18 protein-coding genes and 1 tRNA gene are annotated in these 25,947 nt (G+C 33.9%); 13 read left to right on the plus strand and 6 right to left on the minus strand.

What is annotated here, in order from left to right; translation table 11 throughout:
- The first annotated feature begins 383 nt into the window (after positions 1–383).
- From K8V80_RS02315 to K8V80_RS02325, 3 genes are all read left to right on the plus strand, one after another.
- Positions 384–1,274: a mechanosensitive ion channel family protein gene (locus K8V80_RS02315; RefSeq protein WP_006744018.1), complete on the plus strand. Its 891-nt coding sequence runs from the start codon at positions 384–386 to the stop codon at positions 1,272–1,274.
- A gap of 121 nt (positions 1,275–1,395) precedes the next feature.
- A complete protein-coding gene (locus K8V80_RS02320; RefSeq protein ID WP_006744019.1) occupies positions 1,396–1,998 on the plus strand; it encodes a helix-turn-helix domain-containing protein in 603 nt (200 codons plus the stop codon).
- A gap of 84 nt (positions 1,999–2,082) precedes the next feature.
- Entirely contained in the window at positions 2,083–4,548 is a 2,466-nt protein-coding gene (locus K8V80_RS02325) for a heavy metal translocating P-type ATPase (RefSeq protein WP_276775173.1), read from the plus strand.
- A 267-nt stretch (positions 4,549–4,815) separates the two neighbouring features.
- Here K8V80_RS02325 and K8V80_RS02330 read toward each other — a convergent pair.
- The 3 genes from K8V80_RS02330 to K8V80_RS02340 all read right to left on the minus strand — a co-directional run bounded on the left by K8V80_RS02330 (position 4,816) and on the right by K8V80_RS02340 (position 6,856).
- A tRNA-Lys gene (locus tag K8V80_RS02330) sits at positions 4,816–4,888 on the minus strand.
- Between the two features lie 101 nt (positions 4,889–4,989).
- Positions 4,990–6,120: an AI-2E family transporter gene (locus K8V80_RS02335; RefSeq protein WP_006744021.1), complete on the minus strand. Its 1,131-nt coding sequence runs from the start codon at positions 6,118–6,120 to the stop codon at positions 4,990–4,992.
- Between the two features lie 130 nt (positions 6,121–6,250).
- Positions 6,251–6,856 carry a thymidine kinase gene (locus K8V80_RS02340; protein WP_040310107.1) on the minus strand — a complete coding sequence of 202 codons (606 nt, stop codon included), beginning with the start codon at positions 6,854–6,856 and terminating at the stop codon, positions 6,251–6,253.
- Positions 6,857–6,962: 106 nt separating this feature from the next.
- Here K8V80_RS02340 and K8V80_RS02345 point away from each other — a divergent pair, with 106 nt between their 5' ends.
- The 10 genes from K8V80_RS02345 (at position 6,963) to K8V80_RS02390 (ending at position 23,274) form a co-directional block, all read left to right on the plus strand.
- Positions 6,963–7,538 (plus strand): hypothetical protein, encoded by a 576-nt coding sequence (locus tag K8V80_RS02345; RefSeq protein WP_276775177.1) that lies wholly within the window; start codon positions 6,963–6,965, stop codon positions 7,536–7,538.
- 6 nt (positions 7,539–7,544) lie between these two features.
- On the plus strand, positions 7,545–8,222 hold the full coding sequence (gene rsmI / locus K8V80_RS02350; protein WP_006744024.1) for a 16S rRNA (cytidine(1402)-2'-O)-methyltransferase: 678 nt from the start codon (positions 7,545–7,547) through the stop codon (positions 8,220–8,222).
- A 27-nt stretch (positions 8,223–8,249) separates the two neighbouring features.
- Positions 8,250–9,116, plus strand: a complete 867-nt coding sequence (locus K8V80_RS02355) for a hypothetical protein (protein WP_006744025.1) — start codon at positions 8,250–8,252, stop codon at positions 9,114–9,116.
- A gap of 86 nt (positions 9,117–9,202) precedes the next feature.
- A complete protein-coding gene (locus K8V80_RS02360; protein ID WP_276775181.1) occupies positions 9,203–9,895 on the plus strand; it encodes a YjjG family noncanonical pyrimidine nucleotidase in 693 nt (230 codons plus the stop codon).
- A 334-nt stretch (positions 9,896–10,229) separates the two neighbouring features.
- Positions 10,230–13,259: a SusC/RagA family TonB-linked outer membrane protein gene (locus K8V80_RS02365; protein ID WP_276775182.1), complete on the plus strand. Its 3,030-nt coding sequence runs from the start codon at positions 10,230–10,232 to the stop codon at positions 13,257–13,259.
- 27 nt (positions 13,260–13,286) lie between these two features.
- Positions 13,287–14,774: a RagB/SusD family nutrient uptake outer membrane protein gene (locus tag K8V80_RS02370; protein WP_276775185.1), complete on the plus strand. Its 1,488-nt coding sequence runs from the start codon at positions 13,287–13,289 to the stop codon at positions 14,772–14,774.
- A 578-nt stretch (positions 14,775–15,352) separates the two neighbouring features.
- On the plus strand, positions 15,353–18,298 hold the full coding sequence (locus K8V80_RS02375; RefSeq protein ID WP_276775187.1) for a SusC/RagA family TonB-linked outer membrane protein: 2,946 nt from the start codon (positions 15,353–15,355) through the stop codon (positions 18,296–18,298).
- Positions 18,299–18,311: 13 nt separating this feature from the next.
- Entirely contained in the window at positions 18,312–19,799 is a 1,488-nt protein-coding gene (locus K8V80_RS02380) for a RagB/SusD family nutrient uptake outer membrane protein (RefSeq protein ID WP_276775189.1), read from the plus strand.
- Between the two features lie 445 nt (positions 19,800–20,244).
- Positions 20,245–21,507: a GTPase HflX gene (hflX, locus tag K8V80_RS02385; protein WP_006744031.1), complete on the plus strand. Its 1,263-nt coding sequence runs from the start codon at positions 20,245–20,247 to the stop codon at positions 21,505–21,507.
- Positions 21,508–21,624: 117 nt separating this feature from the next.
- On the plus strand, positions 21,625–23,274 hold the full coding sequence (locus tag K8V80_RS02390; RefSeq protein WP_276775192.1) for a fumarate hydratase: 1,650 nt from the start codon (positions 21,625–21,627) through the stop codon (positions 23,272–23,274).
- 155 nt (positions 23,275–23,429) lie between these two features.
- Here the strand turns inward: K8V80_RS02390 and rsgA are convergent, their stop codons facing one another.
- Genes rsgA through pyrH form a run of 3 tightly spaced genes read right to left on the minus strand, consistent with a single transcriptional unit; the run spans position 23,430 to position 25,687 of the window.
- Positions 23,430–24,362 carry a ribosome small subunit-dependent GTPase A gene (rsgA, locus tag K8V80_RS02395; protein WP_276775194.1) on the minus strand — a complete coding sequence of 311 codons (933 nt, stop codon included), beginning with the start codon at positions 24,360–24,362 and terminating at the stop codon, positions 23,430–23,432.
- A gap of 16 nt (positions 24,363–24,378) precedes the next feature.
- Positions 24,379–24,939 carry a ribosome recycling factor gene (gene frr / locus K8V80_RS02400; protein ID WP_040310108.1) on the minus strand — a complete coding sequence of 187 codons (561 nt, stop codon included), beginning with the start codon at positions 24,937–24,939 and terminating at the stop codon, positions 24,379–24,381.
- Between the two features lie 37 nt (positions 24,940–24,976).
- A complete protein-coding gene (pyrH, locus tag K8V80_RS02405) occupies positions 24,977–25,687 on the minus strand; it encodes a UMP kinase (protein ID WP_006744035.1) in 711 nt (236 codons plus the stop codon).
- Between the last annotated feature and the right edge of the window lie 260 nt (positions 25,688–25,947).

The raw sequence follows: 25,947 nt of genomic DNA on the forward strand, positions 1-25,947 counted from the left end.
AATGCACCTACAACAAGAGATTAAAATAAAAAAGTATAAAAAACAAAATCCAGCTGTAGAAGAATCTCTACAACTGGATTAATGATTTATATTTGTGTAATAAACTGTATCGTTTATTTAGGACGAGACAATTCAAAATTAATTCTTAATAAGATAGATTCCAAAGAATAGTGAGAAAACCTATTTATTATTACTATGCTATACAGAGCTCATTGCCTTGTCGCCATAAATATGTAATAAAGAAACTAAATGTTTAAGCTATGTTGTGGAATAAAGTAAACATAGATCCTATTTTAGGTGTTTATTCAACTTAAAGGTTAAATTTGTAATTATACAGGATTTTAAATTAGCTACATTTTTAAATTAATAAGTTATTATAGAAGATGATTTTATTTAATCTATTATCAACAAGTGAGGTTTTAGAAGAGACAGTAGACGCAGTAAGCTCTGCTGCTAGTACAGAAACAACATCTATTTTATGGGATAAGTTTATGGACTTTTTAATCCGTGGAGGAGAAAAAATATTAATAGCCATACTTGTCTTAGTTGTTGGAAAATTTCTTATAAGTCTTATAAAAAGATTAGTACGAGGATTTTTAAATAAAAGAAAAGTAGAGCCAGGGGTTAAAAGCTTTTTAATGAGTCTAGTAAACATCTTATTGCTTACACTATTGATTGTATCAGTAGTTAGTGCTTTAGGAATAAATACAACGTCTTTTGCGGCTTTAATAGCTTCTGCTGGTGTGGCTATCGGTATGGCTTTATCAGGCAATTTGCAAAACTTTGCTGGGGGAGTGATTGTCTTACTTTTTAAACCATTCCGTGTAGGTGATTTTATTGACTGTCAAGGAGTGAGTGGTACAGTAAGAGAAATACAAATCTTTCATACTGTGATTACAACGCCTGATAATAAAGAGATTTTTATTCCTAATGGTTCTCTTAGTAGTGGTGTTATTACCAATGTAAATAGTCAATCAACACGCCGTGTTCAGTGGGTGATAGGAGTAGAATATGGAGAAAATTATCTAGAAGTTGAAGCAGCTATACGTGATATTTTAGCTTCTGATGAAAGAATATTAAAGAGTCCCGAGCCTTTTGTTGCTTTAAACGAATTAGCTGATAGTAGCGTAAATTTTGTTGTAAGAGGTTGGGTGGTTACATCCGATTATTGGGGTGTTTATTTCGAAACAAATAGAAAAATATATGAAGAGTTTAATAAGAGAGGTATTGGATTCCCTTTCCCTCAACTAACTATTCATAAAGCTGAAGCCTAGTGGATTGATTTTTTAAAAAACATTATTTGAACCGATGGAAGCTATCCTATAAAAAAGGATAGCTTCTTTTTTTATGGATAATCGTTAATTAGATATATTCTAAGTAGCTTTGATAGAACGAATGATTGTTTCATTTGTTTATACATTAATTGTAGAGCTAATCAAGATGAATATCTATATAAAAAACATGGTCTGTCCTCGTTGTATAATGGTTGTTGAGTCGGAATTTGAAAAACTTCAAATACCGATTTGTTCTGTAAAACTAGGAAAAGTAGAGACGGAGCGTAATCTTTCTGACGAAGAGGTTGCTAAATTGTCGGTAAGGTTGGAAGAGCTTGGGTTTGAACTGATAGATGATAAAAAAAATCGTTTAGTAGAACAGGTTAAAACCGCTATAGTAGAGCTTATCTATAAAAACGTAAAACTGACAACAAATCTATCAGATTTTATTGGTGCTCGTTTACACATGGATTATACTTATGTAAGCAATCTCTTCTCAGAGATTGAGGGGACTACTATAGAAAAATACTTTATAGCTCAAAAGATAGAGAGAGTAAAAGAACTCTTGGTTTATGATGAGCTTTCATTAAGTGAGATTGCTTTTGAAATGAACTATTCTAGTGTAGCTCATTTAAGCTCTCAATTTAAAAAGATAACAGGTAAAACTCCATCACAGTTTAAGTTAAATGGATTAGAAAATCGTAAAACGATAGATAAAGTGTGAAAGATATAAATCTATCAGTAAATTATATAACACTTCTTACTCTACTTCTATTGATCTTTGTAAATAAGAAAAATAGTAAATCTTATGGCAAAGATAAAAGAAACTTTTCCTGTACTAGATATGTCATGTGCTGCATGTGCTATGCATGTGGAGAAGACATTGAAAACCCAAAAGGGCGTAGTGAAAGCCAGTGTTAACTTTGCTACTACTTCTGCCCAAGTCGAATTTAATTCGGATGAAACGAGTCCTATCCATCTACAAAAAGCAGTAGAGGAGGCAGGCTATGGTTTGATAATCAACAAAGAAGAACAAGATAGTGAGGCTGTTGACCAATTAAGAGAAGCCAAGTTTAAAACCCTAAAGAGAAAAACTCTTTGGGCTGTGATCCTATCAATTCCAGTAGCTACTATAGGTATGTTTTATATGGATATGCCTTATGGTAATTACATTATGTGGGTACTTTCCACTATTGTCTTATTTGGATTTGGTACAGACTTCTATGCGAATGCGTGGAAACAAGCCAAGCATAGAACATCGAATATGGATACTCTAGTGGCTTTAAGTACTGGTGTAGCTTACTTATTTAGTGTGTTTAATACATTATATCCATCTTTTTGGACTAGTAGAGGGCTTGAGCCCCATGTCTATTTTGAAGCTGCATCGGTAATCGTAGCCTTTATTCTCATCGGACGTTTGTTAGAAGAAAAAGCAAAAGGAAATACTTCTTCTGCTATAAAGAAGTTGATGGGTTTGCAACCCAAGACTGTAGTAAAATTGAATGCTCAGAATGAACAAGTAACCGTTCCTATCGAAGATGTTCAAATCGATGATATTATAGTCGTAAAACCAGGAGAAAAAATAGCTGTTGATGGCAGCGTCGTTTCTGGAAGCTCATTTATAGATGAGAGCATGTTGAGTGGTGAACCTATTCCTGTGGAGAAGCAGATTAATGACAAGGTTTTTGCAGGAACAATTAACCAAAAAGGAAGCTTTCTGTTTAAAGCTAAAAAAATAGGTAAGAATACAGTTCTTTCCCAAATCATAGCTATGGTTCAAGAGGCCCAAGGTAGTAAGGCTCCTGTTCAAAAACTAGTGGATAAAGTGGCTGGGATTTTTGTACCTATCGTAATTGGTATTTCTATACTTTCTTTTGTTATTTGGATGGCTTTTGGTGGAGAAGGAGCATTCACACAAGCACTTTTATCCTTAGTAACTGTTTTGGTTATAGCTTGCCCTTGTGCTCTTGGACTAGCTACCCCCACAGCTATAATGGTGGGAATTGGAAAAGGTGCCGAAAATGGGATTTTAATTAAAGATGCCGAAAGTTTAGAACTAGCAAAGAAAATTAATGCTATCGTTTTAGATAAAACAGGTACCCTTACTGAAGGAAAACCTAAAGTGACAGATGTGTTATGGCAAGATTTACGCGATGAGTACATTCGTGTGTTAGTTAGTTTAGAAAAATACTCTGAACATCCCTTAGCTGAGGCTGTCATTAGTCATTACCGAGAAGCACAAGAGCTTGAGCTGTCAAACTTCCAAAGTTTAACAGGAGCAGGAGTTAAAGCAGACTATCAAAATGAAACTTTCTACATTGGAAACATGAAGTTGATGAGAGATAATGATATAGCACTATCTCCAGAACTACTTGGGAAAGCTGCTGAATATACTAGTAAAGCTCAAACGATCATTTGGTTTGCAAATAGTAAAGAAGCATTGGCTATTCTTGCTATTGCCGATCAAGTAAAAGCTACATCTGCTGATGCTATTAAAGAATTGCATAAAATGGGCATTGAAGTTTATATGCTTACAGGAGATAATGAAGCTACAGCAAAGGCTATTTCTTCTGAACTCGATATCGATCATTATAAAGCTGAAGTGTTACCCGATCAGAAAGAAGATTTTGTGAAAGAATTGCAAAATCAAGGCAAACTTGTAGCTATGGTGGGTGATGGTATTAATGATAGTGCAGCCTTGGCTAGAGCAGATGTCAGTATTGCTATGGGTCAGGGAAGTGATATTGCAATGGATGTTGCAAAGATGACTATCATCTCTTCTGATTTAATGAAGATACCGATGGCTATAGAGCTGTCAAAGCAGACTGTAAATACGATTCGGCAGAACTTGTTTTGGGCATTCATCTATAATATTATTGGAATACCAATTGCTGCGGGAGTACTATATCCTATAAATGGTTTTTTATTAAACCCAATGATCGCAAGTGCAGCTATGGCATTAAGTAGTGTAAGTGTGGTGTCAAACAGCTTGAGATTAAAATGGAAAGGAAATAAAAGATTTCAGAAATATTCTGATTCTAAGAATAATTTAACTTTAAAATTAAGAGAAATGGAATTTAAATACCAAGTAAGTGATATGATGTGTGGCCATTGTCATGCGAGAGTAAAGAAAGCCCTAGAAGGAGTTGCAGGAGTAAGTAGTGTAAAGGTTGAGGCTCCATCAACTGTGCTAATTTCTGCTGAAAAGGAGATAGATTTATCTATTCTGCAAGAGGCATTAAAAGCTGCTGGAGATTATAAGATTTCAAAATAATAAATGACACAAGAAGGAGATTTTCTTTTTTGCTTATGGCTTAAGTTAACACCGATATGATAAGAACATATCGGTGTCATCGTATCGTCATGTCGGTGTCATGACGATACGATGACTTAGTCAAAATTTTCTTTTATTCTTGTTTTAAGTGTTACTCTGTTTAAGAAAATTTTAATATCAATCTTTACTGCAATTCTAAATTTTCAAGAACAAGAGTAATTAATATAAAATAAAAAAAGGTTACTGAAATTTCAGTAACCTTTTCTGTGATCCGTCTGGGGCTCGAACCCAGGACCCCAACATTAAAAGTGTTGTGCTCTACCTGCTGAGCTAACGAATCATACCTTTATTGCGGTTAAGCGGTTGCAAAGATAGAGGCTTTATTTTATTCTGCAAGTGATATTACTCTTTATTTCACAAAATGTATAGTTAAAAAATCTTTCACTCTTGATCCTCAGTGTTTTCAAGATGGTTCTTTCTAGGAAATATTTTCTCTCTATTGATTATGAATCTTTGATAGTAGGATAAGATAAGTGTTGTGAGAGGTAATGCTATAATCATACCTATCAACCCCATTAGCGATCCCCATATTGATAGAGATAGCAAGATGATAGCTGGGTTTAATCCTGTTATTTTGCCCATAATCTTAGGTACTAAGAATCCATCTTGAATAATTTGAACTACCGCAAATACAATCAGTGCACTAGCTAATATGATCCAGAAGTTTCCGCCTGTATCGGATGCTTTTAATATAGCCAATAGTATGGTGGGTATAAAACCTATGGTTTGTAGGTAGGGTACCATATTAAGTAGTCCTACAAACAATCCAAGTCCGATGGCTAAAGGGAAATCAATTATAACAAAGCCTATACTCATTAAAACACCAACACAAAAAGCCACTAGAGCTTGTCCTCTAAAGTATCTATTCATACCTGCTTGTAAATCGTTAACAACGCTCTGAGTGAATTCTCTGTATTTTTCAGGAAGAAGATAAATCCATCCTTCTGCTATAGATTCATAATCTAGTAAGATAAATACAATATAGAGTAGAATTAAGAAGAAGGTAAATAAATTGATTAGAAAGCTTACCGACTCTGATAATATAGCCCATACTTTAGGAAGTGTTTGTTCGATAATGTTTAGGAAATTATCTTTTTCAAAGAAATCACTTACAGCCTGTATATCTAAAGTTTCTTTTATAAATAAAGATAGAGATTTAGGTATATGTGCCCCTTCTTGAACCCCCGATTGTAAGTACTCAAAGAGTAAGTCCTTCACTCTTCCCATCTCTACCACTAGTGGAGGAATAAGGAAGTAGGATAAGCCAACTCCCACTACTGTAAGAGAGAGTAGAGCACAAAGAATTGCCAGAGGTCGACTTCTAAACCTTAGTTTATATTGGAAAAACTTAACTAGGGGATAAATCATATAAGCAATAATCCATGCCACGAAAAAGGGGAGAAGAACGCCCCGGAGTCTGTTGATAAGCATCAATGCTGCAATGATCCCAACGATGACAATTGTGACACGTATGAAGCGATCAAAAGTGATTTTCTTTCTTTGTTCAACCATAATCTTAATATATAAAAGAGGATTTCTACGGTCTGCACATTATAAAATCAGTGCATTGTGAAACAGCATAATACTCCATGTCTATAGAAGCATTAAATACATAATATAAAGATAATAAGGTTTTAGCGAATTAAGCTTCTTTGAGTGTGTTTTGTTGTTTGAGAGCCTTTAGATAGCATTTTCTGCATAGGGGTTCATATCTTTCTGTTTCACCTAGAAGAACTTGTTTGTTGCAATTTACAGTTCGATGTGAATAAAGAGCTAATTGTCCACATTTTACACAGATAGCATGTACTTTAGATACTTCGTCTGCAATGGCACAGAGGTGAGGAATTGGTCCAAAAGGAGTTCCTTTGAAATCCATATCTAAACCTGCCACTATTACTCGAATACCCATATTGGCTAATTCGTTACAAACATCTACTATGCCGAGGTCAAAAAACTGAGCTTCATCAATGCCTACCACATCAACATCTGATGCAAGTAGTAATATGCTAGAAGAAGAATCTACAGGTGTTGAGTTTATATAGTTCTTGTCATGCGATACTACATCACATTGGGAGTAGCGAGAGTCCACAGTGGGTTTGAATATTTCAACTTTTTGCTTTGCGAATTTTGCTCGTTTTAGCCTACGGATAAGCTCCTCTGTTTTACCTGAAAACATTGAGCCACAGATTATTTCTATACGACCTCTACGGTTCGTCTCTTGAGTTTGATCTTCGGAAAATAGTGCCATGATTACTGCTTTTGAACTCTGCAAAAATAATACTTTTGTTTACTATACCTTATAAATTGATTATTTATTTCTACATTTGTCTCTATTGATAATAGTTACAATTAGCATGAAAAAACTTCTTACAGACATAGAATTAGATTTCTACGAACTGAAATGTCTTTTGGAATACTTGGATAAAAATCCAGAAGACTCTAACTTATTTAAAGTAGCAGAGCGAAGTCTAAATAATTTATCAGAACGGATGGGTGAGTTAAAAAAGGAGTTTGCTCATTATAAAGCTGTAGAATCACTTCAGAAAGAAACTCCTGTTGTGATTGATAGAGTTGATGAAAAACAATTTGTTGAGAAAAAAGAAGACTTAACTACATCTGAATCTATTAATTGTGAAGAGATTCAGAAGGATTCTGATGTTGTCAAACAAGAAGAAATACTGCAGGGAAAAGTAATGACACCAGAATCTGGCTCTATGTATAGAGCTCTAAGTCTAAATGATGTTTTTAGATATTCTCGTGAATTATTTGATGGTGATTCAAACAAACTGAAAGAAGTTGTGGCAGAAATGGAAAACTTAGGGAGCTATGAACAGGCTGTAGGTTATTTAAGTACGGTGGTTTCTTGTAGTATAGAAGATTATGCTTTTCAAGATATGGATGACTTTCTGCAACGATATTACAAAATATAATTAAGAATGGGAATACTATTTGTGGTTCCAACACCCGTAGGGAACTTAGAAGATATGACTTTTAGGGCTATTAAAGTACTAAAAGAAGTTGATTTAATACTAGCAGAAGACACTAGAACTTCTAGTGTTTTATTAAAGCATTATGATATAAAAAATCCTTTACAGTCTCATCATAAGTTTAATGAACATAAAATGGTGGAGAGTGTTATAAATAGAATAAAGGCAGGTGCAAATATAGCCTTAATATCAGATGCAGGAACTCCTGCTATTTCTGATCCAGGGTTCTTAGTTGTGCGGGAGTGTATACGAAATGGTATAGAGGTACAATGTTTACCTGGAGCTACAGCTTTAATACCTGCTGTTGTTTCATCAGGCTTGCCTAATGATCGATTCTGCTTTGAGGGCTTCTTACCTCCTAAAAAAGGAAGAATGACTCGCATGAAGGAGTTAGCAGAAGAAGTTAGAACAATGGTTTGTTATGAATCTCCTTATCGCTTGGTAAAAACACTAACTCAATTTGCTGAGTATATGGGAGAAGAAAGACAAGTCTCCGTTTCTCGTGAAATATCTAAGTTGCATGAAGAAACAGTTCGTGGTACCTTGAAAGAAGTGATAACTCACTTTTCTGAAAACGAACCACGTGGAGAAATTGTTATAGTTATAGAAGGTGCTCATAAAAAATAAAGTTGTAAAATTAAATTGGAAAAACGTATGAAAAAGAGTTTATTTTTAGTCCTATCTTGTGTTGTATTTCTTACAGCATGTGACTTTGGTGGAAAGAAAAAACTACAAGCTGAGAAAGATTCTTTAGCGCTAGAATTATCTCAGAAGAACAATGAGCTAGATGAGTTTTGGGGAGTATTCAATGAAATTCAAGAAGGCTTCCGTCAAATCAATATTGCTGAAGATAGAGTTGATCTTCAAAGAGGATCTCTTACTGAGCAAGGAGCTACTGCTCGTCAAAAAATCAAAGAAGACATGGAATTTATAGCAAAAACCATGGAAGACAATAAAGCTCAAATTGAAAAGTTAGAAGCAATGCTTCAAAAGAATAAAAACGCTTCAGCTAACTTAGTTAATACAGTTGCATCTCTTAAAAAAGAGTTAGCAGAAAAAACAAATCGAATTGGTGAACTTCAAACAGAATTGGCTTCTAAGAATATTCGTATTCAAGAATTGGATGCAGCTGTAAGTAATTTGGCAGCAGACGTTGAATCACTAGCCGAAGCTAATGATGCTAAAGCTGCAGCTGTAGAAAAACAAGATAGATTGTTAAATACTGCGTGGTTTGTATTTGGTACAAAATCAGAATTAAAAGATCAAAAAATTATTACTGGTGGTGTCTTCAAGACAAGAGAAGTAATGACCGAAGAGTTTAATAAAGATTACTTTACTGAAATTGATATTAGAACTACCAAAACAATTGAGTTGTATTCTAAATCTGCAAAACTATTAACTACACACCCTGATGGTTCATTTACATTAGATAAAAATAGTAAGGGCGAATATGTTTTATCTATTACAAATGCTAAAGACTTTTGGAGTGTAAGTAAATATCTTGTGATTCTTGTGAAATAGTAGAATTATATAAATAAATAGTAAGATGGGTTGTAGAAATACAGCCCATTTTTTATATCTAGTATTCAAATAACAGTAGAACATAAATGTATAAAGCTATATTTTTTGATTTAGATGATACGCTATGGAGTTTCTCTAAAAATGCAGAGGAAGCTTTTAGAGAAGTTTATCACCAATTTTCCTTTGGCCGATATTTTATTGATTTCAATCACTTTTATTCTCTCTACCAAGAGAAAAATAAAGAGTTGTGGTATTTATATGGGCAGGGTAAAATTGATCGTAATACTTTAAATTCAGTCCGTTTTCATTATCCACTAGAGCGTGTGGGAGTTTACGATGAGGCTCTAGTGAATAATTACTCTAAATACTTTTTTAGATTAATTCCTACAAAGTCCAATCTAATTGAAGGGGCAATTGATGTGCTTGAGGTTAGTGCGTCCAAGTACCCTTTGTATATCTTATCCAATGGTTTTAAAGAACTTCAATATGAAAAGATGAGGAATAGTAATATACTTCAATATTTTAGTGGTGTTATCCTGTCTGATGAGGTTGGTGTAAATAAACCAGATGCTAGAATTTTCAATTATGCACTTCAAAAAGCAGGTGTGATAAACTCCGAAGCCTTGATGGTAGGAGATAATTGGGTGGCAGATATAGAAGGTGCCAAAAATGCAGGAATTGATCAAGCTTTTTTGTCTAAAAAGGTATCTCCAAACAATTCCTTTATTCCTACTTATCAAATTACTAGTTTGATGGATCTAATAGATGTAATGAGATGATTTATAATGAACTAGGTTTATGTGTGTGTTGTATGTTAAAAAAAGTATCTGTTGTTTTAAAAATACCTCTATGTGTTGTTTATATTGTTAATATTTTACTTAATGATTGTTTAGGGTATTAATTTGTGTCTATATGTGATTATTAGTATTGATTAATGTGTTTTATGTGTCTCGTGTAATTATTATTTATGTGTTAAAATGATGTAATAATATTCGTAATACATCCATTTTGATTTTGAAACGATGTTTTTATACTAAAAAAGTTGTTTAATTAATAAATTTTATCAATATTACACAACGTTAACGAGCACTAACTAATAAAAAACTTGTAGATATGAGAAAATTAATGATGTTTTTGAGTTGTCTATTATTCAGTATTGGATATATGACAGCCCAAACTCAGAAGGTATCAGGTGTGGTTCTTTCTGAGGATGATGGTTCGCCTGTAATTGGTGCTACTGTCATGGTTCAAGGGACATCTATTGGTACTATTACCGATATAGATGGGAATTTCTCGATTCCAAACGTCCCAACGAGTGCTAAGAAAATTGAGGTTTCATACATTGGTATGAAAAATCAAGTCGTAAATATAGCACCTAATATGAAGATTAATCTGGCTTTTGACACGGAGGTTCTTGATGAAGTTATTGTAACTGGTTATGGTACATTTAAGAAAACTTCATTTACTGGTTCTGCGTCAAATATGTCTACTGAAAAACTGCAAGACGTACCAGCTCTAAGTGTATCAAGTAAATTAGCAGGAGGAGTTTCTGGAGTCCAAATTACATCTACATCAGGACAGCCAGGTGCCGTGGAATCTGTACGTATACGTGGTATGGGTTCTATTAATGCTGATAATGAACCTTTATATGTTATAGATGGAGTTCCTATGTCTTCTGGTAATGTAAGTGGATTTAGTTACTCTCAAGCTGGAACGAGTTTGCTATCTACTATTAATAGTAATGATATTGAGTCTATGACCGTAATTAAAGATGCTGCAGCTGCTTCTTTATATGGTTCTCGTGCGGCTAATGGTGTTATTGTAATTACCACTAAGAAGGGTTCTGCAGGAAAAACAGCTTTCAACTTTAAGAGTAGCTGGGGCTTTTCTGATATGGCTATAAATTACCGTCCGGTGCTAAATGGACGAGATAGAAGAGATCTTTTGCATACAGGTTTAAAAAACTACTATATGCAAAATGTTGAAAACCCTACAGAAGATGGGGCTCTAAATTTTGCTAATTCACAAATAGATGCTTATGCAGCTGAACCTTGGTCTGGTTATACTGATTGGAAAGATGTATTATTTAGAAAAGGTTCTCATCAGAATTATGAATTTAGTGCACAAGGCGGAAGTGATAAAACTAAATTTTATACATCCATGTCTTATGTTAATCAAAAAGGATTAACTCAAAATTCAGGTTATGAGAGATTAACAGGTATGGCAAATGTTTCTCATACTACTGGTAAGGTTGATATCGATGTAAATACGATGTTTTCAAGAACAAATCAAAGTCAGAATAATGAAGGTACTAGTTTTGCAAGCCCGATTATGGTTGCTGCGATGACAGCCTCTCCTTCTACTTTCCCCTATAATGAAGATGGTTCATATAGTACAAATTTCCCTGCATTAAATGGTGCAAATATTGTGAAAACTATGGACTATAATTATGATAGAAATACTGTTACACGATCTTTGAATACTGTCTCTGTATCTTGGAATATATGGGATAATCTTCGATTAAAAGAGGTGTTCAACTATGATTATAATCAAGCCAATAATAGAGTGTGGTGGGATCCTAGATCAAATGATGGAAGATCGTCAAATGGGGTTTTCCAACGCTATATGATGAATAGAGATAAATGGACTACTCAAACTCAATTGACTTATAATAAAACATTTGCTGAAAAACATTCTGTTGATGGTTTATTAGGCTTTGAAACTGAGGATTATACTTTAGATTATGTGTATGCTAATGGTATTGATTTTCCTGGATATTTAGAAGAAATCACGAATGCAGCTACTACTAGAGCTAGTAGTTTTAAGTCAAAATATCGTATGACTTCTATGCTAGGACGTCTGAACTACGATTATGATAATAAATATTACTTCAGTGCAAGTTTTAGACGTGATGGAAGTTCTCGATTAGCTAAAGATAGTCGTTGGGGTAACTTCTGGTCATTGTCTGGTTCATGGAGATTTACTCATGAGAAATTCATGGATGAAGTGAAAAATATTATTACTGATGGTAAATTACGTGCATCTTATGGTATAAATGGTACTCAGCCAACAGATTATTATGGATATATGGGGCTTTATAGCTATGGTTACAATTACAATGGAAAGCCTGGTTCTGCTGAGTCAAGATTGTTTAATCCTGATTTGAAGTGGGAGAAAAACAATGCTACAAATATAGGTCTTGATTTGACATTCTTAAATAGAATTACATTCTCTTTTGATTGGTATAATCGTGTAACTAAAGACTTACTTCTTGACCAACCAATATCTATGACAACAGGGATGGGAAGTATATTGAAAAATATAGGATCCATTCGTAATAGAGGATTTGAGTTCGAAATTAAATCTACAAATATTGAAACAGATGATTGGTATTGGACTACATCATTTAACTTGTCACACAATAAAAATAAGTTAACTAAACTTGATGGAATCCAGACAGAAATGATGGATGTGGATTTTAGTCAACTGATTCATAGAGTAGGCGAACCTTTTAATTCATATTATGCTTATGAGTATGCAGGAGTAGATCCAGAAACTGGTAAAGAATCATTTTATGTGAATGATGATTCTGGCAGCAATGCTATTACAACCGATGTATCAGAGGCGAACAAAGTGATTGTGGGTAACGCAGATCCTAAAGTTCAAGGAGGATTGACAAACTTCCTAAGTTGGAAAACTTTTGATTTAAACTTTACTTTGACATACTCTTTCGGTGGACACATTTATGATGGTGCAAGCTGGCTTCAATCTAATGGTGGTTCATTCCACTATAATGGTAATATTCCTAGTTATTATAAGGAATCAGATATGTGGCAAAAACCTGGTGATCATGCCAAACTCCCTCAGTTTGTGTATGGTAACTCAGCAGCTAGATCATCACGTTGGATGCAATCTACAAATCATGTGCGTTTGAAAAATATAACTTTGGGGTATTCTTTACCTAAGTCTTTGTTGCAACGAACTGGTCTTACTAAAATTAGAGCTTATGCAGCTGCTAATAACTTGTTTACAATAAAATCAAGTAATTTATATGTAGACCCAGAAGCTCCAGTTAATGGCATAGTGTATTTTGAAACACCAGCTTTAAAAACAATAACTTTTGGTATTGAAATTGGATTTTAATCATTGCTACTAAAAAAGAAAAACTATATGAAACTAATATATAAACAATTAATGTTGCTATTCTCACTGGTGATTTTATCATCGTGTGGAAATAGTTGGTTGGATCTAGATCCAACAGATGGTGTTCCTTCTGAAACAGCTATAGATTCTTATAAAGCAGCATCAGTTGCATTAACAGGAGTCTATGATGGTTTGCAAGGGAACTCGAATAGTGTGAGTTATTATGGTGCCCAAATATTATATTATGGAGATGTGCGTGCTGATGATATGCAAGCAAGAACACAAGGGATGCGAACATCTTCAGTATATGAAATGAAATATAATGAAGACAATGCACCTCAAGTTTGGTTAGTTCCTTATGATGTAATAAGAAGAGCAAATAGATTATTAGAGGCTATTGAAAGTGGTAAAATTGTTGATGCTACTGAAGCTCAATTGAAAAATTTAAAATCTGAAGCTTTAACAATCAGAGCTTTGGTTCACTTCGATTTATGTCGTATTTATGGAAAACCATATAGTGAAGATAAGGGTGCTTCCCTTGGAATTCCTTTGGTTCTGGAACCAATACCTCAAGATGCATTACCTTCAAGGAATACGGTTGATGAAGTATATAATCAAGTTATTACTGATTTGACGGATGCTCTATCTGAAGGAGGATTGGTTGATAAGAAAAACTATGGATATGTTAATAAATGGTTTGCTGAAGGTCTTTTGGCTAAAGTGTACTTATATAAAGAAGATAATACTAATGCATTGAAGTATGCTGAAGATATTATTGAAAAATCACCTTACCAGCTTTGGACATCAGAAGAGTATGTATCTGGATGGAAAACAACAGACTCTGGTAGAAAGGAAATGTTATTTGAACTTGTAAATAATAGTACTGATGACTGGACTGATCGAAATGGTATAGCGTATTTAATGAATGAAGATGGTTATGCTGACTTGATAGCTACTAAGTCTTTTCTTGATATGATGGCTGAAACACCTGAAGATGTTCGTAATGGAATTATTATTCCAGCACAAAGTGACAGTATTTTGATGGTGAAGTATGGAGAAGAAAAGATTTTTGTGAATAAATACCCAGCGGAATCAAATGGAGAAATGCGTTTGAATAGTCTTCCTCTAATGCGTCTTTCTGAAATTTATCTATTTGCAGCTGAAGCAGCAGCCAAGTTAGGGGATGGAGCAAAAGCAGCTAAATATTTAAATGCTATATATAAGCGTGCTAATCCTAAAGCTACAGATCTTTCGGCTTCTGAAGCAACAGTTGAACGTATTATGCTTGAGAGAAGAAAAGAACTTATAGGTGAAGGACATAGATTCTTTGATGCAATGAGAAATAATGAAACTATTACCCGATATACAGGTGAAGCCGATAAAGGTTTCCATTATTCGCTTCTTAAAGAGTCAATGAAATTTGATCGTTCATATTTCAGAACAATATTACCTATACCTATTGATGAGGTAAATGTCAATAACAACTTAAAGGAACAACAAAATCCAGGATATTAATTCTTTTGCTAATTACTTTCTTAGATAAATATTGTTATTTATTTCTTTGAAATAATGATATTTATCCCTTATAAGATCTTAATATAAAGCATGTTGTATAACATTAATACAACATGCTTTTTTGTTTATAATTACTTTTTAAGTTAATATATGTAATGTAATATTACCATTGTGTGTTAGTAAATATTTTGATTTGTGAAAATGTACTGCTATGTAGCTCTGATATAGTCTGATTGATAGAGGATTAATACCCTTATGGGTAAATAGCTTGAATTTGACTGCTTAATTTGACATATTGATAATGTGATTAATCTATATGCTCTTAAATATATTTATAAATGCTTATTCTGCTTTCATTTTGATAAGTTGTGTTGGGTTTTAAAAAGAGAATATGTAATCGAAAAAGGATATTCTGTATAAAAATCGTAGATATATACTCTTTTTAGCTTACATTTTATTGCTTAAAGTCAATTCTTTGCAAAAAATATTGATTGTTTTATATTTTTTAATACATTTGCAAACTGTTAAAGTCAAAAAATATTATTTAATAAAGCTAAGACGAACTTTAAGCAAAAATTATGGAAAAAAGATTGATGATGTTATTTACCTACCTTATGATTGGAGTAGGTTTAGTGACAGCCCAAAACAGAAAAGCATCAGGAGTGGTGCTCTCTGAAGAAGATGGGCTCCCTATTATTGGTGCTACAGTATTGGTGCAAGGAACCTCTGTAGGTACTATTACAAATATTGATGGAAATTTTAGTATTACTAATATTCCATCAGAAGCTAAAAACCTTGAATTTTCATATATCGGAATGAAATCTCAAGCATTGCCTATAAAACCTCAGATGGAGGTTAAGTTAGCCTCTGATACAGAAGTTTTGGATGAAGTGATTGTTGTAGGATATGGTTCGGCAAAAAAAGTAGGAACTGTAATTGGAGCAGTAGCTACTGTTAACTCTGAAAAGTTAGCAGCAAAACCAGCAGCAAATGCTATGGATGCTTTACAAGGACAAGTATCTGGCCTACAGGTCTACTCAAGCTCAGGTGAGCCAGGTGCAAGTTCATCAGTAAACCTTCGTGGAGTAGGTTCTTTGACAGCGGGAAATGAACCTCTATATGTGTTAGATGGTATGCCTGTTAGCTCAAATGTTATGATTATGATGAATCCTAATGATTTTGAGAATATTACTGTTTTAAAAGATGCTTCTGCTACATCTATTTATGGTTCTCGTGCTGCAAATGGTGTTATTTTTATAACATCAAAAAGAGGTAAACTAGGTGATAAGGCAATGGTTTCTATATCTGGTAATTTTGGATGGTCTAGTTTAGCTCGTCGTATAGGAAATCCGATGAATTCAAGAGAGTTTCTTGGTTATGAATTGGAGAATGGAGTTATAAGCAAAGATAAATATGATCAGCTTCTAGGTACTGGTGTAAGTACTAGCTGGGAAGATTACTTCTTTAAAGATAGTGCTCCTACTTCACAAGTAAATTTATCGGTTCAGGGTGGCTCTGATAAAACACGTTACTTTATATCTAGTTCTTATTTTACCCAAGAAGGTTTGACTCCAAACTCAGAATATGATAGATATACCTTTAGATCAAATGTGGAATCGTCAGTTAATGATTGGTTAAAGATAGGTGCAAACTTAGCTGGAACTTATGATCATACTCAAGAATCGTTATTTACATATCAAGGATCTGGAAATTTAAATGGTGGTATTCTTGGGACACTATTGAATCAGCCCTATTTCAACCCTTATGGTGAAAATGGAGAAAAATTAGACTTTGTACCAGGCATAAATATGTATAGTCCTGAGTTTTTAGCTAAAAAACAGCCCTCAAAAGCAAATCAAGCTCAGCTTAATGGTACAACATTCGTTCAAATTACTCCTATTGAAGGATTAACAATTCGCTCTCAATTTGGCGTGGAAGCTTATGATAGGAGACAAAAGTTTAGAAGACTGCCTTCTTTCCCTGGAGCAAAGGGGATAGGTTTATCGCAAGAATCGTTTATTCGTAATGCAAAACTTACAGTAACCAATACTGCTGAATATAAATTTGAAATTAATAAGATTCATGATATAACAGTTTTAGTGGGTCAAGAAGGTATCAGAAATAGATACAATATGTTCAAAGCACAAACTACAGGACAAAATGATGATAGATTAACTGAATTGAGTGCTGGTACAACTGCTACATTCTTAGGTGTAAATGCACAAAAGACTTATGAGTATGCTTATTTGTCTTTTTTCGGACGTATTGATTATTCCTTAAAAGGAAAATACTTTGCTGATTTTTCTATAAGAAATGATGCTTCTTCTCGTTTTGGAAAATCAAATAGGGATGCAACGTTTGTATCTGGTGGATTAATGTGGGATTTAAAGAAAGAAAATTTCTTAAAGTCTATTCCTCAAATATCTGCTTTAAAATTAAAAGGAAGTGTAGGTACCACAGGAAACTCCTCAATTGGAAACTATGATCATTTGTCTTTGATAGGTACAACCACTTATAATAATCAAGGAGGTTGGTATTTGCAATCTCCTGGAAATGAAGAGTTAGGTTGGGAAACACAAGTTTTGACCAACGTAGGTTTTGACATAAGCTTCCTGGATAGATTTAACGTAGACTTCACTTATTATCATAGAAAAACCAAAGATATGTTGATGGAGATACCATTACCATATACAACCGGTTTTCAAACAAAAATGTCTAATGTAGGAGCTATGACAAACTCAGGTGTAGAACTTACCTTGAACATAGATATTTTCAAAAATAAGGATTGGTATGTAGGGTTTACTACAAACTACGCATATAATAAAAATAAGATAACAAAACTTTTTGATGGTAAGCAGGAATGGCCAATGCCAAATGCTTCTTTAGCCTATATTGTTGGAGAACCTGTTCAGTTCTATATGCCAGTTTACCTAGGGGTTGATCCAGCTGATGGAAAACAAATGTGGGAAGTTCCTGGAACTAATGATGTAACAAAAGATACTGCTTTAGCCAGCTCTGGAGCGTTAAATCAAGCTACAGGAAAAACTAGATTTGCTCCTCATAATGGTGGATTTGGAGTGAATGCATCTTGGAAAGGTTTATCTTTTAATGCAGACTTTTCATGGGTAGCTGGTAAATATATGGTTAATAACGATAGGTATTTTTCTGAAAACCCAAAAACTTTTAGAGGAATGAACCAGTCTAAAGATGTTTTAAATGAATGGAAAGAGCCTGGTGATGTAACTTCAATGCCTAAATATGGTGAAGTAATGATTTTTGATACTCACTTATTGGAAAATGCATCATTTTTGAGATTGAAAAGTATTGGTTTAGCATATCAATTGCCTAAAAAAGTATTAGATCGCACTAAAATTATTAGAAGTATTAAACTTATGGCTAATGCAAGAAACTTGTTAACTATTACTAGTTATAAGGGAGCTGACCCTGAATTAAACTCAAACTTGTCTTTTGGAGCATATCCAAACACAAAGCAATTTACATTTGGTGCTGAAATAACATTTTAATTGAGGAAATAAGATGAAAAATATTTTTAAAATAACATATAGTTTTGCAATCATATCAATACTATCTATGGCTGTAGTGTCTTGTGATATGGATAAGTATCCTAGTGGTAGCTTAGGTACAGACAAAGTAAAATGGGACACAGTTGATGATGTTCAAAAATTCAGAACAGGTGTATATTCTTTGTTTCAGAGTATAAACGGTGGACTTTATTCAACATCTGCTGATTACCAATCTGATTTGTTTAATGCTACAATAGGATTCGGTAACAATGGTGGAGATCTTTATCGTTGGGATTTTACTTCGGGACAAGCAGATATCGAGAAAATTTGGAAAGATAATTATAGATGTATTGTCAATTTGAATAATTTACTTACAAATATTGATAGAGTTAAAACCTCAGATGAAGATGAAATAAACTTTATTAAAAACACAAAAGGTGAAACTTATTTGATGAGAGCTATTTGTTACCATAATCTTGTAATTAGATTTGCTAAAGATTATGAGCCATCTACAGCCTCTAAAGAACTAGGATTACCTTTGATCATAGAATATAATGTTGAAGGAAAGCCTTCTCGATCAACACTTGAAGAAACTTATAAATTGATAAAGGAAGATATAACTGAAGCAAGAAAACTTATTGTATCTAAAGGAAAACAAGATGCAATCTATTTATCTCAATCAGCAGCTGATCTTTTTGAAGCCAGAGTAAATCTTTATATGCACGACTATAGTAATGCTATAAGATTAGCATCAAAGTTAAAAGACTCTTACCCCCTTGTTTCTACTGAAAAACAGTTGGAAAATCTTTGGTTAAATGATACTGGAAGTGAGATTATATTTAAGGCTTTTTCATCAAAAGATGAAAGAGCAAATGAAATGGATAGCTTCTTAAACTTTAATGTTTCTGTTAAAGCTTTCTCTCCAGAGTTTATGCCTTCTTTGAAAGTTGTTAATCTTTATGCTGATAGCGATATTCGCAAGAATGTATTCTTGAGAAAAGATATAGTTCAATCTCAAGATGAAAGAGTTGATGAATTATTCTTATTAAATAAGTATCCAGGAAATCCAAGCTTGCTTAAAAAACCTTATGAGTATTTTAATATGATTAAGGTCTTTAGAGTCTCAGAAGCTTACTTAATTGCAGCTGAAGCATCTTTTCTAAATGGAGATATGGCTGCTTCGGCTAAATGGCTTAATGATCTTAAAGTAGCACGAGGAGCTAATCCTATAAATACTTCAGGAGAAGAGCTCTTTTCTGAAATTCAAGATGAATGGATTAGAGAATACGTTGGAGAAGGTATGCGTTTAGATCAATTAAAAAGGTGGCATTTGGGTTTGGAACGCAAAAATGAAGAAGTACAAGATACTAATATTTTAATTGTTGCCCCAGGTTATAGTGAGTTGAAAGTCGAATCAGATGATGTAAGATTTGTATGGGAAATTCCTGTAAATGACTTAGAAGCAAATACTAATTTAGTTCCTAATTGGTCAACAAAGTAAAAACCTTACTTAATTAAGATAATTTGAAAAAGACCAGTCTAATTTATTTAGGCTGGTCTTTTGTTTGCTAGATAGTAGGTGTATAATAATACAATTCAAATATTGTATATTCATTCTTGTTATCCGTGTAGTAACCAAAGTATCATCATGACACCGACATGATGATACTTTGACTAAGTGATCGTGTTGTTTTGACTCTGTTAAAACAAAATTATATCCCTAATCAATTTAAGTATGCATATTTATAAATTTTACTAATCGGGTAATAGAATTAGTGATTTGACGTATGCTATATAACTTATAGTTAGTCTAGTTTTACTTTAAGATTCAAAATGTGTCAAAGTAGAGTGATATACATATATATAAGTCTATTTTATTGACTTTTCTATAACTACTCTTGTCTGAATTTTGTTATATTTGTTAGTAAGAACTATAAAAGATAAGAATGAAAGATTTTGTAATATCAGAAGTCCAGGTTGAAACAGCTGTTTTAGTGGGCTTAGTTACCCCATTCCAAGATGAAAGAAAAACTGATGAGTATTTAGAGGAACTGGAGTTTCTTGCTGATACTGCTGGTGCTGAAGTTGTTGGGAAATTTACTCAAAAATTAGATAAAGAAAATCCTACCACTTATGTAGGTAAAGGTAAACTAGAAGAAATACGAGATTATGTGAAAGATCATGAGGTCGGTATGGTTATCTTTGATGACGAATTATCTGCTAAGCAAATCCGTAATATTGAAAAGGAATTACAAGTTAAAATTCTAGATAGAACCTCTCTAATTCTTGATATTTTTGCTATGCGTGCTCAAACAGCTAGTGCAAAAACTCAAGTGGAATTGGCTCAATATCAATATATGTTGCCTCGACTAACTCGTCTTTGGACTCACTTAGAAAGACAGGCGGGTGGTTCTGGTAGCGGAAAAGGAGGGTCGGTAGGACTTCGTGGTCCTGGTGAAACTCAGTTAGAAATGGATAAGCGTATTATTGGTGATCGTATATCCTTTCTTAAAAAACAATTAGAAAAGATTGATAGACAAAAGGCTACTCAACGCAAAAATAGAGGAAGGTTAATTCGTGTGGCTTTAGTAGGTTATACCAACGTAGGTAAATCTACTATTATGAATATGTTAGCCAAGAGTGAGGTTTTTGCTGAAGATAAGTTATTTGCAACTTTGGATACTACTGTTCGTAAGGTTGTTGTTGGTAATCTCCCATTCCTTTTGTCGGATACAGTCGGTTTTATTAGAAAGCTCCCAACAGACTTAGTAGATTCCTTTAAATCTACTCTAGATGAGGTGCGAGAAGCCGATTTGTTGATTCATGTGGTTGATATATCACATCCTAGTTTTGAAGATCAGATAAAAGTAGTAAACCAAACATTGGCAGATATTGATAGTTCTGATAAACCCACTTTTTTAGTATTTAACAAAATTGATGCTTATTCTTATATTAAGAAAGATGAAGATGACTTAACTCCGATAACTCGAGCAAACTGGTCCTTGGAAGAACTTATGAACACCTGGATGGCAAAAAATGCTGATTGTATTTTCATCTCAGCTAAAGAAAGGACAAATATTGAAGAGTTACGACGAAAGATATACGATAGAGTAAGAGAGCTTCACGTGCAAAGATTCCCTTATAATGATTTTCTATATCCAGTTTATGATGAAGAAGATTGGTCTGGTGAGGAAGTAGAACAAGAATAAGCTTAAAGTATCTCTTTTAATTAAAGAATTATTTCTCCAATATGTCGTTTTTCGACACTAAATAAGTTAACTTTGTGCATCGCATAGATTTAAAATAACATATAAAAAACAATATTTATGGCAACACCTCCATTTAAGTATCAAGATCCATTTCCAATGGGTAAAGATACTACCGAGTATTATTTACTTACAAAAGATTATGTTTCTGTAGGTGAATTTGAAGGAAATGAAATTTTAAAAGTACAACCAGAAGCATTAACTGTTTTAGCGAATCATGCATTTCGTGATGTAGCATTTTTACTTCGTCCTGCTCATAACGAACAAGTAGCTAAAATTCTTAATGATCCTGAGGCTAGTGAAAATGACAAGTATGTTGCTCTAACATTCTTGCGTAATGCCGATGTATCAGCTAAAGGTAAATTACCTGTTTGCCAAGATACTGGTACAGCTATTATTTTAGGTAAAAAAGGACAAAATGTATGGACTGGTGGTGGAGATGCTGAAGCTCTTTCTAAAGGTGTTTACAAAACTTACACAGAAGAAAACTTACGCTACTCTCAGAATGTGCCATTGGATATGTACAGAGAAAAAAATACAGGATGTAACTTACCTGCTCAGATAGACTTAATGGCTGTTGAAGGTGGTGAGTATAAATTCCTTTGTATAGCAAAAGGTGGTGGTTCAGCAAATAAAACATTCTTATACCAAGAAACAAAAGCTTTACTTACTCCAGAAAAACTAGTTCCTTTCTTGGTTGAAAAAATGAAGACTCTGGGTACTGCTGCTTGTCCTCCATACCATATTGCTTTTGTTATAGGTGGTACATCAGCAGAAGTAAACCTTAAAACAGTGAAACTTGCTTCTGCTAAGTATTATGATAATCTTCCTACCGAAGGAAACGAAGGTGGTCAGGCATTCCGTGACATTGAGCTAGAAAAACAAGTTCTTGAAGAAGCTCACAATATTGGTTTAGGTGCTCAGTTTGGTGGTAAATACATGGCTCACGATGTGCGTATTGTACGTTTACCTCGTCATGGTGCATCTTGTCCTGTAGGTATGGGTGTTTCTTGCTCTGCAGATAGAAATATCAAAGCAAAGATTAACAAGGAAGGTATTTGGATTGAAAAACTGGATGATAATCCAGCTCGTTTAATTCCTGCAGAAATGCGTGAAGCAAATGAAGGAGAATCAGTGAAGATTGATTTGAACCAACCTATGCCTGAAATATTGAAAGAACTTTCTAAACATCCCGTATCAACTCGCTTATCACTTAGTGGTACTATCATAGTAGGTCGTGATATTGCACATGCTAAATTGAAAGAACGTTTAGATAGAGGTGAAGGTTTGCCTCAATATATTAAGGATCATCCTATTTACTATGCTGGTCCAGCTAAGACTCCAGAAGGAATGCCATGTGGCTCATTAGGACCAACTACTGCAGGTCGTATGGACCCTTATGTTGATCTATTCCAAAGTAATGGTGGTAGCTTAGTTATGTTGGCAAAAGGTAATCGTAGTCAAGCTGTAACAGATGCTTGCCATAAATATGGTGGTTTCTATTTGGGTAGTATTGGTGGTCCAGCAGCTATTCTTGCTCAAAATAATATTAAGAGCATTGAATGTGTAGAATACCCTGAACTTGGAATGGAAGCTATTTATAAAATTGAGGTGGAAGATTTCCCTGCATTCATCCTTGTTGATGATAAAGGTAATGATTTCTTTAAACAGCTTAAACCTCGTTGTACTGGTAAATGTGATTTGAAATAATATAGATTATTATCATATATAAAAAGAAGCTTGTCAATTGACAAGCTTCTTTCATTTCTCTATTTACGATTCATAAGTAGATATAAAAAGCGGTCAGGAGTAATACCTCAGACCGCTTTTTCTGTATGTTTTAGAATAAAAATCGTATTCAATACTTAAAAAGGTGCACGATATTTCTCTTCAAAATCATCATCCATCATACTTAGGTAAGAATGATATCTAGATTCACTGATATAATGCTCTTTTACTGCTTCTAGTACTGCACATCCAGGTTCATGAATATGAATGCAGTTGTTGAATCTGCAATTCTTAGAAATCTTAAATATTTCAGGGAAGAAATGAGCTATCTCTTCTTTTTCCATATCAAAAGTTCCAAATCCTTTAATACCAGGAGTATCAATAATATATCCACTTTGAGGTATTTCAAACATTTCAGAGTAGGTAGTAGTATGCATACCTGTATTATGGTAGGTGGATATTTCGCTAACACGTAAATCTAAATCGGGTAGCATCTCATTAATAAGGGTTGTTTTACCAACACCAGAATGCCCTGAGAATAGAGTTACCTTTCCTCTTAGTTTTTCTTTCAAATCCTCAATGCCCTCACGGGTTACGACAGATGTTTTAAGACAAGTGTAACCAATGGTCGTATATAGATGAATTAATCCATCAATATATCTAAGTTCATCTTCATCGTACAAATCAATTTTGTTGAAAAGTAGAGTAGTAGGAACTCTATATGCTTCTGTTGAGGCTAAAAAACGATCTATAAAAACCGTTGATGTCTCTGGGTGATTTACCGTAACAAACAGCATGCATTGGTCTACATTAGCAGCTAGAATGTGCGACTGTTTGGAGAGATTAGAAGATTTGCGAATGATATAATTCTTCCTATCTTCTATTTTTGTGATAAGAGCAGTTCCCTCTTGATTGGTTTCAATAAATACATAATCACCTACCGCAATAGGATTAGTACTATGAAAGCCTTTCAGTCGAAAGTTTCCTCTTATCTTGCAATGGATAATTTGTCCATCGTCAGTCTTAACGTGATACCAACTACCCGTGTTTTTTATAACAAGTCCGCGCACTTTCGTTTCGTATTAATTATACAGTCATAATTTCTTGATCTTTTTCATTTAGGAGCTCTTCAATCTTCTTGATGAACTTGTCATGAAGTTTTTGAAGTTTTTCCTCACCACTCTTTTGAGCATCTTCTGGTAAACCTTCTTTAACAGCTTTTTTAAGATAGTCGATACCATCACGACGTGCATTACGCACACTTATTTTTGCTGTTTCACCTTCACCTCTGCATTGCTTAGTTAATTGAATACGTCTTTCTTCAGTAAGAGGAGGAATACCAATACGAATTACTTCTCCGTTATTTTCGGGCATAATACCTAGATCAGAATCAATGATTGCTTTTTCGATCACTGAGAACATGCTTTTGTCCCAAGGTTTAATCAAAATTGAGCGAGCATCTGGAGTTGTAACTGCTGCCACATTGTTGATAGGCATTAGGCTACCATAAGAATCAACTCGGATTCCGTCTAGTAATTTAGGATTTGCTTTTCCTGCACGAATATGAGATAGAGACTCTTCTAAGTAGTCAATAGCTAATTCCATATTCTCTGTTGCTTCGTTGATACAAGTATTAACGTCCATCATATATAAATTTTAGTTTTGGTTAATTTAGAGGTATTATTTAATTGTGTACCAATGTCCCGATAGGCTCTCCGTTGATAACCTTTTTTAGGTTACCTACAGTATCCATGTCAAACACAATGATAGGTAAATTGTTTTCTTTGCACATTGCTGTAGCTGTCAGATCCATTACTTTTAAACCTTTATTATAAACTTCATCGTAAGTTATGGTTGCAAACTTCGTAGCTGTAGGATCTTTTTCAGGATCAGCCGTGTAAATGCCATCTACTCTTGTACCTTTTAGCATAACATCAGCTTCAATTTCGATGCCTCTTAAAGAAGAGCCTGTGTCAGTGGTGAAGAAAGGATTTCCTGTACCAGCTGAAAATATAGCAATTTCTCCGTTTTCGAGAGCTTCAATAGCTTTCCATTTGGTATAAAACTCACCAATAGGTTCCATTCTAACAGCAGTGAGTACTCTCGATTTTACTCCTACAGAACCAAGAGCAGAGCTAAGAGCAAGGCTGTTGATAACTGTTGCTAACATACCCATTTGGTCGCCTTTCACTCTGTCAAAACCTTTTTGGGCTCCAGATAATCCTCTGAAAATATTTCCACCACCAATTACAATACCTATTTCGACACCTAGGTTGTGAATTTCTTTTATCTGCTCAGCATATTCTGATAATCTTTTTTCATCAATGCCATATTGTTTTTCACCCATTAAGCTCTCTCCGCTTAACTTTAAAAGGACTCTTTTATATTTTGCCATAAAACACTCTTTAGTTAATGCAAACTTACGTAAAAAAACGCATAAGTTAAAAAAACGGTAAACAATAACATCGTATATTTGTATTGTATAAATGCAATCAAATTGCTATGTTATAAGATAACAAAAAAGCTCATCTCTTTGATTATTTCAATATGAAAAAAATACTATTAGCCCTATTTTCTGTCACATTGCTCTCTTTTTCAGTAAAAGCTCAATTCGTTGATTCTTTAGTTTCGAACTTGATGATTAATTTAGAAGAA

Origin of the sequence: Bacteroides coprosuis (assembly GCF_020741705.1) — a bacterium.
Taxonomy (GTDB): Bacteria; Bacteroidota; Bacteroidia; order Bacteroidales; family Bacteroidaceae; genus Bacteroides_E; species Bacteroides_E coprosuis.

What these genes read in the sequence shown, in the direction of transcription:
- K8V80_RS02340 (WP_040310107.1), bottom strand. Translation starts at nt 6,856, where the DNA reads ATGGCACTATTTTCCGAAGATCAAACTCAAGAGACGAACCGTAGAGGT.
- K8V80_RS02325 (WP_276775173.1), top strand. Translation starts at nt 2,083, where the DNA reads ATGGCAAAGATAAAAGAAACTTTTCCTGTACTAGATATGTCATGTGCT.
- K8V80_RS02315 (WP_006744018.1), top strand. Translation starts at nt 384, where the DNA reads ATGATTTTATTTAATCTATTATCAACAAGTGAGGTTTTAGAAGAGACA.
- K8V80_RS02390 (WP_276775192.1), top strand. Translation starts at nt 21,625, where the DNA reads ATGGCAACACCTCCATTTAAGTATCAAGATCCATTTCCAATGGGTAAA.
- frr (WP_040310108.1), bottom strand. Translation starts at nt 24,939, where the DNA reads ATGATGGACGTTAATACTTGTATCAACGAAGCAACAGAGAATATGGAA.
- K8V80_RS02375 (WP_276775187.1), top strand. Translation starts at nt 15,353, where the DNA reads ATGGAAAAAAGATTGATGATGTTATTTACCTACCTTATGATTGGAGTA.
- hflX (WP_006744031.1), top strand. Translation starts at nt 20,245, where the DNA reads ATGAAAGATTTTGTAATATCAGAAGTCCAGGTTGAAACAGCTGTTTTA.
- K8V80_RS02355 (WP_006744025.1), top strand. Translation starts at nt 8,250, where the DNA reads ATGAAAAAGAGTTTATTTTTAGTCCTATCTTGTGTTGTATTTCTTACA.
- K8V80_RS02360 (WP_276775181.1), top strand. Translation starts at nt 9,203, where the DNA reads ATGTATAAAGCTATATTTTTTGATTTAGATGATACGCTATGGAGTTTC.
- K8V80_RS02335 (WP_006744021.1), bottom strand. Translation starts at nt 6,120, where the DNA reads ATGGTTGAACAAAGAAAGAAAATCACTTTTGATCGCTTCATACGTGTC.
- rsmI (WP_006744024.1), top strand. Translation starts at nt 7,545, where the DNA reads ATGGGAATACTATTTGTGGTTCCAACACCCGTAGGGAACTTAGAAGAT.
- K8V80_RS02370 (WP_276775185.1), top strand. Translation starts at nt 13,287, where the DNA reads ATGAAACTAATATATAAACAATTAATGTTGCTATTCTCACTGGTGATT.
- K8V80_RS02380 (WP_276775189.1), top strand. Translation starts at nt 18,312, where the DNA reads ATGAAAAATATTTTTAAAATAACATATAGTTTTGCAATCATATCAATA.
- K8V80_RS02365 (WP_276775182.1), top strand. Translation starts at nt 10,230, where the DNA reads ATGAGAAAATTAATGATGTTTTTGAGTTGTCTATTATTCAGTATTGGA.
- pyrH (WP_006744035.1), bottom strand. Translation starts at nt 25,687, where the DNA reads ATGGCAAAATATAAAAGAGTCCTTTTAAAGTTAAGCGGAGAGAGCTTA.
- K8V80_RS02320 (WP_006744019.1), top strand. Translation starts at nt 1,396, where the DNA reads ATGATTGTTTCATTTGTTTATACATTAATTGTAGAGCTAATCAAGATG.
- K8V80_RS02345 (WP_276775177.1), top strand. Translation starts at nt 6,963, where the DNA reads ATGAAAAAACTTCTTACAGACATAGAATTAGATTTCTACGAACTGAAA.